The 13,834-nt window shown below is 66.3% G+C and carries 10 protein-coding genes; 4 read left to right on the forward strand and 6 right to left on the reverse strand.

Going from position 1 to position 13,834, the window contains the following annotated elements; all coding sequences use genetic code 11:
- Positions 1-18: 18 nt before the first annotated feature.
- Genes ACOI2T_RS33065 through ACOI2T_RS33085 form a run of 5 tightly spaced genes read right to left on the reverse strand, consistent with a single transcriptional unit; the run spans position 19 to position 5,998 of the window.
- On the reverse strand, positions 19-459 hold the full coding sequence (locus ACOI2T_RS33065) for a cupin domain-containing protein (protein WP_409505114.1): 441 nt from the start codon (positions 457-459) through the stop codon (positions 19-21).
- 15 nt (positions 460-474) lie between these two features.
- Positions 475-1,827, reverse strand: a complete 1,353-nt coding sequence (locus ACOI2T_RS33070) for an NAD-dependent succinate-semialdehyde dehydrogenase (protein WP_421877462.1) — start codon at positions 1,825-1,827, stop codon at positions 475-477.
- Between the two features lie 59 nt (positions 1,828-1,886).
- On the reverse strand, positions 1,887-2,987 hold the full coding sequence (locus tag ACOI2T_RS33075) for an ABC transporter ATP-binding protein (RefSeq protein WP_085146298.1): 1,101 nt from the start codon (positions 2,985-2,987) through the stop codon (positions 1,887-1,889).
- Entirely contained in the window at positions 2,980-4,752 is a 1,773-nt protein-coding gene (locus ACOI2T_RS33080) for an ABC transporter permease (RefSeq protein ID WP_409505116.1), read from the reverse strand. The genes ACOI2T_RS33075 and ACOI2T_RS33080 overlap by 8 nt, the downstream gene beginning before the upstream one ends.
- Positions 4,753-4,774: 22 nt before the next feature.
- Positions 4,775-5,998, reverse strand: coding sequence for an ABC transporter substrate-binding protein (locus tag ACOI2T_RS33085; protein ID WP_409505117.1), 1,224 nt, complete (start codon positions 5,996-5,998; stop codon positions 4,775-4,777).
- A gap of 220 nt (positions 5,999-6,218) precedes the next feature.
- Between ACOI2T_RS33085 and ACOI2T_RS33090 the strand changes: the two genes are divergently transcribed.
- The 4 genes from ACOI2T_RS33090 to ACOI2T_RS33105 all read left to right on the forward strand — a co-directional run bounded on the left by ACOI2T_RS33090 (position 6,219) and on the right by ACOI2T_RS33105 (position 12,362).
- Positions 6,219-7,154 (forward strand): GntR family transcriptional regulator, encoded by a 936-nt coding sequence (locus ACOI2T_RS33090; protein ID WP_409505118.1) that lies wholly within the window; start codon positions 6,219-6,221, stop codon positions 7,152-7,154.
- A gap of 48 nt (positions 7,155-7,202) precedes the next feature.
- Entirely contained in the window at positions 7,203-9,845 is a 2,643-nt protein-coding gene (gene acnA / locus ACOI2T_RS33095; protein WP_409505119.1) for an aconitate hydratase AcnA, read from the forward strand.
- A gap of 103 nt (positions 9,846-9,948) precedes the next feature.
- Positions 9,949-11,841: an acyl-CoA dehydrogenase family protein gene (locus ACOI2T_RS33100; protein WP_409505120.1), complete on the forward strand. Its 1,893-nt coding sequence runs from the start codon at positions 9,949-9,951 to the stop codon at positions 11,839-11,841.
- Positions 11,842-12,080: 239 nt separating this feature from the next.
- Positions 12,081-12,362 (forward strand): hypothetical protein, encoded by a 282-nt coding sequence (locus ACOI2T_RS33105; RefSeq protein ID WP_234791040.1) that lies wholly within the window; start codon positions 12,081-12,083, stop codon positions 12,360-12,362.
- Between the two features lie 18 nt (positions 12,363-12,380).
- On the opposite strand, the gene ACOI2T_RS33110 is transcribed toward ACOI2T_RS33105, so the two are convergent.
- Positions 12,381-13,832: an NAD-dependent succinate-semialdehyde dehydrogenase gene (locus tag ACOI2T_RS33110; protein WP_409505121.1), complete on the reverse strand. Its 1,452-nt coding sequence runs from the start codon at positions 13,830-13,832 to the stop codon at positions 12,381-12,383.
- Between the last annotated feature and the right edge of the window lie 2 nt (positions 13,833-13,834).

Raw genomic sequence — 13,834 nt, forward strand, 5'->3', positions numbered from 1 at the left:
TCTCCTTGTCTGTGACGGTCAGCTGACGCTGGTGCCGTGTTCCTCGTCGATGCGGGTGGTGACGCCGGTGGCCACGATGGTGCGGTTGGCGTCGACGGACGCGTATGTCCAGAAGATGTGCAGTTCCTCGGTGTCTGAGGCGTTCTGGAAGAAGTGCGGGATTCCGGCCGGGATGAAGGACGTGTCGCCCATCGCCACGGGGTAGGTCTGCCCGTCGATGTGGGCGACCGCTGAGCCCCGCAGGATCAACACCGACTCGTCACAGTTGTGGAAGTGCTCGGGAATCGCGGCGCCGGGGCCGAACATGGTGATGCCGTTGAGGAAGTCCTTGGCGCCCACCTGCTGACTGACCATGGGAATCGTGCGGGCTCCGCCCCCGCGTTGCCGCGGGGTGATCTCCGACGGCCGCAGGATCGCCGCGGCGCGGCCGTCCCGCACCTGAGTGGTGGTGTTGCTCATCGATGAAACTCCTCGTTACTCGGAAACAGGTGCGACGGAAGGGGGTTCGTTCATCGCCCACCAGGTCCGGACATTGACGAATTCGCGGATACCAGGAGCGGCCAGCTCCCGGCCGTACCCGCTGCGTTTGGTGCCGCCGAACGGCATCCTGGCATCGGACGCGACGATCGCGTTGATGAAGCAGGCCCCGGAGGTGATCCGGCGCCCGACCGCGACGGCGGTGCCGACGTCGGCGCTCCATACGCTGGCACCCAAGCCGAACGGGGTGTCGTTGGCCACCTTGACAGCTTCGTCGGCGTCGGCCACGGTGATGATGCTCGCGACGGGTCCGAACACCTCCTCGGCGTAGACCGACATACCTGGGGCGACATCCCCGAGAACCGTTGGTGCATAGAAGAACCCGTCGGAGTCGATGGCCGCTCCCCCACACAGCAACGTCGCTCCGGCCTCGACTGCGGCGTCGACCTGGGCGGCGACGCCATCGCGCAGGTCACGCCGCGCCATCGGCCCCACCTCGGTGTCGGCCGCTTCCGGATCACCGACGGTCAAGGCCCGGGTCTGCTCGACCACCAATCGGGTGAACTCCGCCGCGACAGTCTCCTCGACGATGAAACGCTTCGGTGAGATGCAGCTCTGGCCGGCGTTGAGGAAACGGCCCCGTACCGCGAGGGTCGCGACGCGCGGCAGGTCGGCGTCGGCGAGCACGATGAACGGGTCCGAACCGCCGAGCTCGAGCACCGACTTCTTGATCTCGCGGCCGGCGATCGAGCCGACGGCACTGCCCGCCCGCTCACTGCCGGTGATGGTGACCGCACCGACTCGTGGGTCCGCGATCAACCGCTCGGTCACGGCAGGTACGTCCGGTTCGGCGATGAGCAGCGTGGTGAACAATCCAGCGGGCAACCCCGCAGCGGTCAGGATCTCCTGGCAGGCCAGCGCCGACCCGGTGGTGTTCGGAGAGTGCTTGAGCAGGGCCGCATTTCCCGCCATCAACGCAGGCGCGGCAAACCTGAACACCTGCCAGAGCGGGAAATTCCACGGCATCACGGCCAGCACCACACCGACGGGTTCGTATGACACCCACGCGCGGTCGGCGGACGTGTCGTAGACCTCGTCGGCGAGGTAGGTGGCCGCGTTGTCGGCGTAGTACTCCAGGCCGGTGGCGCACTTGTGCACCTCGGCACGGGATTCGGCGAGCGGTTTGCCCATTTCTCGGGTGATGAGCAGCGCGAGTTCGTCGGCACGCTCACGCAAGACCCCGGCGGCCGTGCGCACGATCTCGCCGCGGACCTTGATGTCTTCGGCAGCCCACGCGACCTGCGCGGTGGCTGCGGTGTCGAGCGCCGCGCCGATCTCGCTGTCGGTCATCGCGGAATACGTCGCCAGTTCGGCTCCGGTCGCCGGGTTGACCGTGACAATTGGCTGGCTCACGCCGGCACCACCTGCTTCTGCGGGTACAGGAAGATGTTCTCGGCGTCGATCAGCAAGTCGACCTCGCCGTGATGGCCGGCCTTGAGGCAGTCGGCGGCGATCGTGGAATTGCCGACGGACAACAGGTATTCGTACTTCGAGCCGACGTACTGCACACTGCTGACGCTGGCCCGCACGACGTTCTGCCCTTCTGCGGCGGCATACCCGGCACCGGTGATCGTGACGCGTTCGGGCCGTACCGCTACGGTCACCGCATCGCCGGAATGCACGTCCATCCGCCCGGTCGCGTGGACGAGTTGGCCGGTGGCCTCCAACTGCACCTTGGCCTCGCTGCCGGTGGCTTCGACCACCTTGCCGTCGAGGAAATTGCAGTTCCCGACGAACCCGGCGACCTCGCGCGCGGCAGGCTGCTCGTAGATCTCGGTAGGCGTGGCGACCTGAATCATGTTGCCCTTGCTCATCACCGCGATGCGGTCACTCATCGCCAGGGCTTCCTCCTGGTCGTGCGTCACGTAGATCGTGGTGATACCGACCTCTGACTGCAGCGCCTTGAGCCAGGCCCTAGCCTGCTCGCGGAGCTTGGCGTCGAGGTTGGACAGCGGTTCGTCGAGCAGCAGCAGCCGGGGCGAGTACACCAGCGCGCGGGCCAGCGCGACGCGCTGTTGCTGGCCGCCGGACATCTCGTGCGGGTAGCGGTTACGCAGATGCAGCAGATCGACTTTCGCGAGCGCATCGTCGATGAGCTCGTTGCGCCGCGCCTTGGCGACCTTGCGCAGTTTGAGCGGCAGCGCCAGGTTGTCGGCGATGGTCATGTGCGGCCAGAGTGCGTAGGACTGAAACACCATGCCGAGGTTGCGGCTTTCAGGTGCGACGAACGTGCCGGTGGCGCTGCTGAAGAAGACCGAGTCGTCGAGTTCGATCGTGCCTTCGTCGGGGGACTCCAGGCCGGCGATGCAGGCCAGGGTGGTGGACTTGCCGCAACCGCTCGGGCCGAGCAGCGTGAAGAACTCGCCGTCGCGGACCTCGAAGTTGATGTCGTGCAGGACTTGTGAGCCGTTGAACGTCTTGTTGACGTTGCGGACGCGCAGATCAGGCATTGGAGGTGTGACCTTTCAGGAGGCGAGTGGCGATCGAGACGAAGACGATGGTGATGAGGATCTGAACGGTGGCCAACGCGGCGACCGATCCGGCATTGCCCTCCGCCCAGAGCTGCAGTGCGGTAGTCCCGATGACGTTCGTCTGCGAGTTGGCGAGGAACACCGCCGGTGAGTACTCCTTGATCATCGTGACGAACACGAGGATGAAGGCGCCGGTGAACGCGGGCAGGATCAGCTTGCCCAGCACACGTGTGAAGGTGCGGAACCAGTCCGCGCCCGTGACGCGGGCAGCATTGTCGAGTTCTTCGCCGATCTGCATGAGCAGCGGAGAGATGTTCCCGTACGCGGTGGGCAGCGCCCGCAGACCGAAGGCGATGACGAGGATCCAGATCGTCCCCGACAGCAGACCCGAGATCCAGCCCGGTGAGTACGCCAGGGCCCAGAAGAAGCCGATCCCGACGATCAGGCCGGGCATCGCCTGTGGCGCGAGCGCCAGGTACTCGACCACCTTGTTGAACCGCATCGTCGACCGCCGCGCCACGAGTACGGCGAGGATGGCCAGCACGCTGATCACCACGGCACCGACGAACGCGATGACGATGCTGTTGACGATCGACATGTAATACGACGTGTAGCTGAAGATGGGCCGGTAGTTCTCGAAGGTCAGCGTCGAGAACGGCGACTTCAGTGGTGTCAGCACGAGCGTGAAGGAGCGGAAGACCAACGCCGCCAACGGGAGCAGCGCGCCGACGATCAGGTAGATGCCGATGAAGACCACCGAGATCCACTTGATCCAGCCGAGGTCGAAGACCCGGGGACGGGTGGCCTTGCCCCGCACGGAGACGAACCGCTGCGAGTTCTTCAGCAGCTTCGCCTGCATGGCGACCAGCCCGACGGTCACCAGAAGTATCAGCACCGACGCCGCACCGAGCACGCCGTAATCGGGGTCGATGGACTGCAGGCCGTTGGTGTAGAGGAAGGTCGAGAACACGGAGATGTCCGCGGGCATGCCGTACAGCAGTGGCACGGAAAGGGTTTCGATCGACATCGAGATGATCAGGACCGAGCTGTAGACGATCGGCGGGCGCAGCATCGGCACCACGACCGACCAGAGGATGCGCACCGGGCCTGCGCCGCACACCTGGGCGGCGGACTCCAGCGAGTTGTCGGACTGGTTGAGTGCGCCGACGCAGAACGTGAAGGCGATGGGCGCCAGCGCGACGGCCTCGGTCAATGCCATGCCCGGGATCGAGTAGAGGTTCCACGGCACGAACCCGAGAAATTCACGGGCCTGCACACTGACGAATCCGCCTGGCCCGTAAAGGATGATCCAGCCGAACCCCAACAGCAACGACGAGATGTAGAAGGGCCACCGCATCGACCCGCCGACCAACCGGCCGAGCGGCAGCTTCGTCCTGGTGATGACGATGGCCATCGGTACCGCGAACAGCTGAGCCAGGATGACGGTCAGCCCGGCGAACAGGACGGTGTTGACGATGACGTCACCGAAGCCGGCCTCGGTGAACAGCCTCGCGTAATTGCCGAGGGTGAACAGGCCGCCGACCTCGTACAGCGGGCGGTCCATCACCGACTGGTAGATCGTCGGCAGCACGGGCGCCAGAACGAACACCGCGAGTATCGCCAACACGGCGTACTGGATCAGGGTGTCGCGTCCCATGTTTCGGAACCTGCGGTAGCGCGGGCTGCCGAATTCTCCCGGTGTGGGCCGGACGAACGGAGTGGTTTCAGGCGTGGTGAGGGTCATGATGTCTCGTCACTATCTCGGCTCAGCCGGCTTGCAGGGACTGCCAACGTTCGGAGAACGCGTCGATCTCCTCGTCACTGGCCTTGATGTAGGGAACGAAGATCAGGTTGTCGGCACCGACGGACTCGACTACCTCGCGGTATGTCGCGACACCGTCCTCGGCGCGTTCGACGCCGTCGCGGTAGGCGGTCAGGCCGCCTTCGGAGACCGCGCTCTGACCGGTCTCCGACATCACGAAGTCGAGAAACAGTTTTGCGGTCGCCTCGTGCGGTGCGCCGTTGGCGATTCCGATGCCCCGCCGCAACAGTGGGGTGCCGTCCGTCGGGAACACCGCCTTGATCAGACCGCCGGTGCGCTGTTCTGCGGTGAGAGCCGGTGAGCCCATGAAGAATCCGACCGTGTACTCACCGGACGTGACCTTCTCCACCATGCCGCCCGTGGAGGTTTCGTTCTGCGAGAACGGCAGGATCTTCGCGAGCTCTGCCCACGCCGCATCGGGATTGTTGTCGACGAACGCGCGCGTGACGGTGAATCCGAACGCACCCTTGGGGTTTCGGACGGCTATGCGGCCGTTGAACTCCTCCGGGTCTTCGGTGACCTTCGCGGCGAGGTCGGCGATGCTCGTCGGTTTCTCGTCATCCGGTAGCAGCGCGGTGTTGTACACCAGTGAGATCGGATCCACCGACAGCGTGTAGACGTTGGGCATCGGCTGCGCGAAGTCCGGCAGATGTTCCAGCTCGGGAGACGTGTATTCCACGAGGGTGCCCGGACGTTCAGCGAAATCCGCCCAAGCATCGGCGGCATTGCTTACCACGATGTCGGCCGAGTCCTGGCCGATGGCCTGTTCGGACAACACGCGCTGGAACACCTCATCGGAGTCCAAGTTGGTGGCGTTGACGCTCCCGACCCAGGGGAACTTGTCCTGGAACGCATCGATGATCGGCGCCCAGCTCTGCTGATCGGTATTGGAGTAGATCGTCAGCGTTCCGCCCTCGCGCTTCGACGCCTCGATCAACGCCGGGTAATCAGCCGGGTAGTAGTCCGGCAGTTCCGGCTGGGTCGCCGAGTAATCCTGCGCGACACCGCAGGACGACAACCCGGCGGCCGTCGCAAGTGCTGCGAACAGCACGGCCGCACGCCGCATTGGCGATCTGCGTTTGGTGTGGTGAAGGGACGTCGTCTGTTGAGTGGACACGGTCCGGTGAGCCTCCTCGCTCAGCGCCGCACTGTGGTGCGGGTCACGCATGCGGTGAAGTGTGCTCCAAAATTGGTCGCCCTGTCAACCGGTTGACCAATGAGCGGAGTCCTTCACGAGATATGTACTGATTTTTCGATTAGTACAATATGGCTCAGGTCACAGCCTGCGGTCAAGAGTCCTTCTTGGACACCGAGCACGAAACGGCACCTGGCGTCGGCCGGCTTGTACGATCGCGACAGATAGAACATCGAGGTCAAAGGGGCGCAGCGTGATCGTCGGTAATGGCCTTGCCGCCGGCAGCGGCGGAGCGGGCGGGCTGCTGTCCACGCGGGTGTCGCCCAACTCGATGGCGATGCGCGTCATCGACCTGATCCGCCACCACGAGCTGGAGGCGGGTGCCCACCTGACGGAGCAGTGGGTGGCCGACGCGCTCGACATCTCGCGCACGCCGGCGCGCCGCGCGCTGACCTATCTGGCCGACATCGGCCTCGTCGAGCGCACGCCACGCAAGGGCTTCCACCTCACCATGCCCGCCTCCGAACTGGGCCGGGTCGCGATGAGCGCCGACGGCGACGAAGACGAGCAGCTCTACTTCCGGATCATCGACGATCATCTGGGCGGTCGCTTCACCGACGACTTCACCACCACCGAGCTGTGCCAGCGCTACGGCCTCACCACCCGTCAGGCCAACCTGGTGCTCGCCCGGATGGAGTCCGAGGATCTGATCCGGCGCCGCGCCGGGCGGGGTTGGGAGTTCGTCCGCGCCCTGTCCACGAAGGAGGCGCACGACCAGAGCTACCGTTTCCGCCTGATCATCGAACCCGCGGGCCTGCGCGAACCCGGGTTCGCCATTGACCCCGAGGCGTTTGCACTACATCGCCGCCAGCAGGAATCGCTGCTACACGGCAACATCGTATTGCTTTCGCGCAGTGAGCTTTTCCGCTACAACTCGACTTTCCACGAGATGCTCGCCGAATGTTCGGGCAATGCCTATCTCGCCGATGCGGTCCGCCGGGTCAACCGGATGCGCCGAATGATCGAGTACAACCACCAAGCCGACCGCAGCCGTCTCGTCACGCAGGCCCGCGAGCATCTGCACCTGCTCGACCTCCTGGAGGGCGGCGACAACGAGAAAGCCGCCGAGTTCATGTACACCCACCTCGACGTGGTGCGAGAACTCAAGACGGGGATCAAGTCTCACTAGACAACGCGGTTTGTTGTACTTTTTCGCCGATTAGTACAAACTTGTCGCATGAGTACCGCGCCCACGACCGACGTGGCCCACCTCGTCATCGACGGACGGGCCTACCGGTATGTGGCGCTGTCCGACATCCTGACCCCTGCCGAGATCGCAGCGACGCCGTACGCGGTCCGCATTCTCATCGAAAACGTTGCCCGCCGGGCTCCCGAAGCACTGCCCGCCGTGCTGGACCGCCTGCGTGGCAAGGCGACTGGCTGCGAAGTGCCGCTGCATCCGAATCGGATCATGTTGCACGACACGACATGTCTGCCCGCACTCGCCGACTTCGCCGGGATGCGCGACTGTGTGGCCGAACTCGGCGGCGACCCGTCAGCCTTGCAGCCGGCCATCCCGGTCGATCTCACGGTCGACCACTCGGTGATCGCCGAACACTACGGCAGGGCCGACGCGGTAGAGGCCAACCTGGCCATCGACTTCCGCCGCAACGACGAGCGCTATCGCTTCATCAAATGGGCACAGAACACGCTCGACCACTTCGGCGTCGTCCCGCCCGGCACCGGCATCATCCATCAGGTCAACATGGAGTCTCTGGCCACGTGCGTATGGGTAGACGTCGCCACTGAGCCGGCGACGGTGCATCCGGATACGTTGGTGGCCACCGACAGTCACACGCCGATGGTCAACGCGATCGGCGTACTCGGCTGGGGCGTGGGTGGGCTGCAGGGGCAGGCGGCGATGCTCGGCGAACCCGTCGCGATCGCGTACCCCAAGGTGGTCGGCGTGCACCTGACCGGGCGGTTGCGCCCCGGCGTCACCGGAACCGATCTGGCGCTGACCGTCACGGCAATGCTGCGCGCCCACGGTGTCGTCGACAAGTTCGTCGAGTTCCACGGCGACGGCGCGCGGAATCTCGCGTGGGCCGACCGCGCCGCGGTCTCCAACATGGCCCCCGAGTACGGCGCCACCGTGGCGCTGTTCCCGTCCGACGAGGAAACCTTGCGGTTCCTGGCCTTGACGGGCAGGGCAGAAGAACACTGCCGGCTGGTCCGCGCGTACCTGAGCGCCAACCATCTCCTGTGTACCGACGAAGCCGCCACGCCGGTCTATGACGAAACACTCACGCTCGCATTGGAGTCCGTGCAGACGACGCTGGCCGGCCCGCGCCTGCCGCACGAACGGGTTGCGCTGTCCGACGTGCCCGCGTCGTTCCGTCAAGCGCTGCCGGAGCCGGCGCGAACCTCGGTCGAACCCGACGCGGTGTTCGGCGAGCCGGTGCCGGCCGGGCCGGTCGCCGTTGCCGCCATCACCAGTTGCACCAACACCGCCAATCCCGCGCTCATGGTGCACGCGGGCCTGTTGGCCCGCAACGCCGTTCGCGCCGGGCTCGCCGTCAAACCCTGGGTGAAGACAACGCTGTCCCCCGGCTCTCGCGTGGTCACCGAGTACCTCACGGAGGCGGGTCTGCTCGCCGACCTGGGCCGGTTGGGTTTCACCACCGTCGGCTACGGCTGCATGACGTGCATCGGAAACTCGGGTCCACTGCATCCGCGCATGGAAGAACTCGTCGCGGATGGCGTTGTCCCGGCGGCGGTGTTGTCGGGTAACCGCAACTTTCCCGGCCGCGTGCATCCGCGCCTGCAGTTCGGCTACCTGGCCTCGCCGCCGCTGGTCGTCGCCTACGCACTGGCCGGTAGCGTCCTGCACGACTTCGAGGCCCAGCCGCTGGGGACCCGCCCCGACGGCAGCCCGGTCTTCCTGCGCGACATCTGGCCCGCCGACACCGACGTCGCCGCCACTGTCGCGCACGCCGTACGGCCCGACATGTTCGAACGCAACACCGCCGCCATCAGGACCGGGACCGCAGCCTGGCGTGAGCTCCAAGGACAATCCGATATTCGGTTCGGCTGGGACGCGGCCAGCACGTACATCCGCAGGCCCAGCTACCTCGATCACATCGCACCTGCACCGGCGCCGACTCCCGCCGTCTTGGACGCCCGCGTCCTGCTGCTGCTCGGCGACAATGTGACGACCGACCACATCTCCCCTGCCGGTGCTATTCCCCGCGACAGTGCGGCTGCGACGTATCTGCGCGATGCCGGCGTGGCTCCGCGGGATTTCAATCAGTACTCGACGCGCCGAAGCAATTACGAGGTCATGCTGCGCGGGGCATTCACCAACCGTTCCGTACACAACCGCCTGCTGCCCGACGACGTCGGCGGCGAGGGTGCGTGGGCGTATACGAGGGACCGAAGCGCGGTCCTACCGGTCTACGAAGCCGCGGCCACCTACGGTGACGCGCCGCTGGTCATCGTCGCGGGCGCGAACTACGGGGCCGGCTCGAGCCGCGACTGGGCCGCCAAAGCCCCTGCCCTGCTGGGTGTTCGGGCGATCATCGCCGAGAGCTTCGAGCGGATCCACCGGTCGAATCTGATCGGCATGGGCATATTCCCGTTACAGTTCGCCCCCGGCGAGCGCGCGCCGGCACTCGACGGGACCGAGACACTCCGCCTTCGCGGGTTGGACGTGTTGACGACGGGAACCGTGCCGGTGCGGCTGGAGATCATCCGGACCGACGGCCGTTCGGACTGCATGACACTGCGGCTGCGGTTGGACACCGGCAACGAGATCGACTACCTCCGGCACGGTGGCACGCTGCCCTACGTGATCCGCCGAACGCTCGCCACGCCGACGTAGTGGCGAGTCGCTCGATCCGATCTCGCGTGGTTCGCCCGTTTGCGGGTATGCCACCACCCGACGGGGTTACCGTCGAGTAGGACCGTTGGGTTGGAGGTCGGCGATGACCGTCACCGGAGAAGTCAACGAGCGCCAGGCCAGGCAGGTTGCCGAGCAGGCACGTGAGGCACAGTGGCGCCAGCCGAGCTTCGGCAAGGAGTTGTTCCTCGGCAGACTGCGGTTGGATCTGGTCCATCCGCATCCTCGCGGGCCGACTGAGGCCACCGAACGTGGTGAGGCATTCCTCGCCCGGCTGCGGAAGTTCTGCGAGTCGCAGATCGACGCCGCGGTGATCGAACGCGACGCGCAGATACCGGACGCGGTGATCCAGGGCTTGAAGGAACTGGGCGCGTTCGGCATGAAGATCGGCACCGAGTACGACGGGCTCGGACTGTCGCAGGTCTACTACAACAAGGCGCTCGCATTGGTCGGCTCGGTGCATCCCGCGCTGGGCGCGTTGCTGTCCGCGCATCAGTCGATCGGCGTGCCGCAGCCGGTGTCGATGTTCGGCACCGACGAACAGAAACGCACGTGGCTCCCCCGGTGTACCCGCGAGATCAGCGCGTTCCTGCTCACCGAGCCGGATGTCGGAAGCGATCCGGCTCGATTGCACGCCACCGCGACCCCGGATGGTGACGACTACGTGCTCAACGGCGTCAAGCTGTGGACGACCAACGGTGTCATCGCCGACCTGTTGGTGGTGATGGCTCAAGTACCCAAGAGCGATGGGCGCCGCGGCGGCATCACCGCGTTCGTGGTCGAAGCCGACGCCCCCGGCATCGTCGTGGCGAACCGCAACACGTTCATGGGATTGCGCGGCATCGAGAACGGTCTCACCAAACTGACCGATGTGCGGGTGCCCGCCGCCAACCGGATCGGCTGTGAAGGCGAAGGACTCAAGATCGCGCTGTCCACCCTCAACGTGGGACGGCTGTCGCTGCCCGCCGTGTGTACCGGTACCGCGAAGTGGTGTGTGAAGATCGCGCGGGAATGGTCGAAGGAACGGGTGCAGTGGGGACGGCCGGTCGGTGAGCACGACGCCGTGGCAGGCAAGGTGGCGTTCATCGCGGCCACCGCATACGGGATCGAGGCGATGGTCGAGCTCGCCAGTGAGCTGGCCGACGCTCGTCGCACCGACATTCGGATCGAGGCCGCGCTCGCCAAGCTGTACGGCTCGGAGATGACGTGGCTGATCGCCGACGAGCTTGTGCAGATCCGCGGCGGGCGTGGCTTCGAGACCGCCGAGTCCCTGGCTGCGCGTGGTGAACGCGGGGTGCCGGCCGAGCAGATCCTGCGCGATATGCGCATCAACCGGATCTTCGAAGGCTCAACGGAGATCATGCATCTCATGCTCGCCCGCGAGGCGGTCGACGCGCACCTGTCGGTCGCCGGCGACATCATCGACCCCGAGGCCGACCTGCGGCACAAGGCGAAGGCCGCCGGTAAGGCCGGCAAGTTCTACGCGCGCTGGCTGCCGACCCTGGTGACCGGGAAAGGCCAGCTGCCGACATCGTTCACCGAGTTCGGGCCACTGGCCGAACACCTGCGCTACGTCGAACGGGCCAGCCGCAAGCTGGCGCGCAGTACGTTCTACGCGATGTCACGGTGGCAGGGCAGGCTTGAGCACAAGCAGCGGTTCCTGGGCCGGATCGTCGATATCGGTGCCGAGCTCTTCGCGATGACGGCGGCGTGTGTCCGCGCCCGGCGTGACGGGGAGCCCGACACCGCAACGGATCTCGCCGACGCGTTCTGCCGCCAGGCCCGGGTGCGGGCCGACCGGTTGTTCACTCAGCTCTGGGACAACAGCGACGACTCCGACCGGGCCCTGACCCGGGGAGTGCTCGCCGGTCAGTACACGTGGCTGGAGGACGGCATCATCGACCCGTCGATCGACGGGCCGTGGATCGCTCAGGAAGGCGGAGACATCGAAGCCGACGTGCACCGGGTCATCCGCTGACCGACACTCCGCGAAACTCCGTGGCGGCTGCCGCGGCGTCGCCCTGTTGTTGTGTGCGCCTACAATACTCGTCGAAACTTCCAGTGGCACTTGCCCTTTAGCTCGTCATCGACGCCGGGGCGAGCTAAACTGAACAGGTTATGACGACCCCGTCGAACGCGCATCGCGGCGGATGGGGACATCGGCCGCACGCCACGTATCTCCGCGATCACCGGCTCAGCCGGCGACAGGCGCGGAGAATGAGTCGACGCTTTGCCGGCGTCGGCGTGACCATTTCCGCGGCGCGCCTCCGTCAGATCGCCGCGGGCGCGCCTGCGGCCGACGGCGAGCTTACGGACGTCGAATTCGCCGGCGTCGCGTGCGAGCTCGCGCACGACAAGCGGCTGGCGCGCAGAGCACATGCCAAGCGGCATTACACCCAGTGGATCATCGTCACAGGTGTGTTTTTCTTGGCGCTCGGTTCGCTGCTGTGCATGGCTGTGCTGTTGTTCAGCCTGATGCTGCACGACGCACCGTTCTGAACACGCAGTCGGCCGGTGTCAGAACTCCACGCTGAAGTACTGCGTCTCCTGGAACTCGTGCAGTCCGTCCCGGGCCCCTTCGCGGCCGAGCCCGCTCTGCTTCATCCCGCCGAACGGGGCCGACGGATCCGACACGATCCCGCGGTTGATGCCGACCATGCCGGCGTCGAACGATTCCGCGAGCCGCAGCGCGTCCTGCAGCCGACCGGCATAAATGTATGCGGCCAAACCATATTCGGTGTCGTTGACCCAGCGCAGCAGATCGTCCTCGTTCTCCCACACCACCACCGGTGCGACCGGTCCGAAGATCTCATCGGCGACGATCGCCGCGTCGGGGGCCACACCGGTCAACACCGTCGGTGCGACGAACCAACCGTCGTCCGGAGTTTCGGCCGCGGCCGCGATCACCGCTCCATCGGCCACTGCCGATTCGATCGCGGCGGCGACCCGCTCTGCGGCACGGGCACTGACCAACGGTCCGATCTGAGAGGCCGGGTCGGCGGCCGGGCCCACGCGCAGGGCCGAGACCTCGGCCGAGAATCTCGCGACGAATTCGTCGACGACCGCGGCGTGGACGTAGAAGCGGTTGGCCGCGGTACAGGCCTGGCCGCCACCGCGGTACTTGGCCACCATCGCGCCTTGCACGGCGGCGGCGACATCGGCGTCGGCGGTCACCACGAACGGCGCATTACCGCCGAGTTCCATGCTGGCGTTGACGATTCGATCGGCGGCCTGTTTGAGCAGCACCCGTCCGACGCCGGTGGAACCGGTGAACGACACCTTGCGGACGCGGTCGTCGGCGAGCCAGGCCGACACGACGGCAGCGGCGTCGGTGGTCGGCACCACGTTGACCACACCGTCGGGCACGCCGGCCGCGGACAGGATCGCGGCGATCGCCAACGCCGTCAACGGGGTCTCGGCGGCCGGCTTGAGCACCACCGTGCAACCCGCGGCCAGCGCGGGCGCGATCTTGCGGGTGGCCATGGCTGCCGGGAAGTTCCACGGCGTCACAAGCGCCGCGACACCGACGGGCTTGTGCGTCACCAACGTCCGGGTACCACCGGCCGGACTGATGCCGTACACACCGTCGGTCCGCACGGCCTCCTCGCTGAACCAGCGGAAGAACTCGGCGGCGTAACCGACCTCGGCCCGCGCGTCGGCCTGCGATTTGCCGTTCTCGGCGCAGATGAGCGCGACCAGCCGGTCGGTGTCGGCGAGCATCAGTTCGTAGACGCGACGCAGGATTTCGCTGCGTTGGCGCGGGCTGCTGGCGGCCCAGGCACCGAAGGCGCGGTGCGCCGCGTCGACGGCAGACTCCGCGTCGGCCACGGTCCCGTCGGCCACCTCGGCGATCACGAGCCCGGTCGCGGGGTCGTGGACCTCGAAGGTTCGCGACGCGCCATGCGCGCTGCCGTCGATGAGTATGCCGTGCTTCGTGTCGAGTTCGGCAATCGCGTTCTGAGTGTTCACAT

The organism is Mycolicibacterium wolinskyi str. Jessa 2025, from assembly GCF_049241375.1.
Lineage (GTDB): Bacteria > Actinomycetota > Actinomycetes > Mycobacteriales > Mycobacteriaceae > Mycobacterium > Mycobacterium wolinskyi.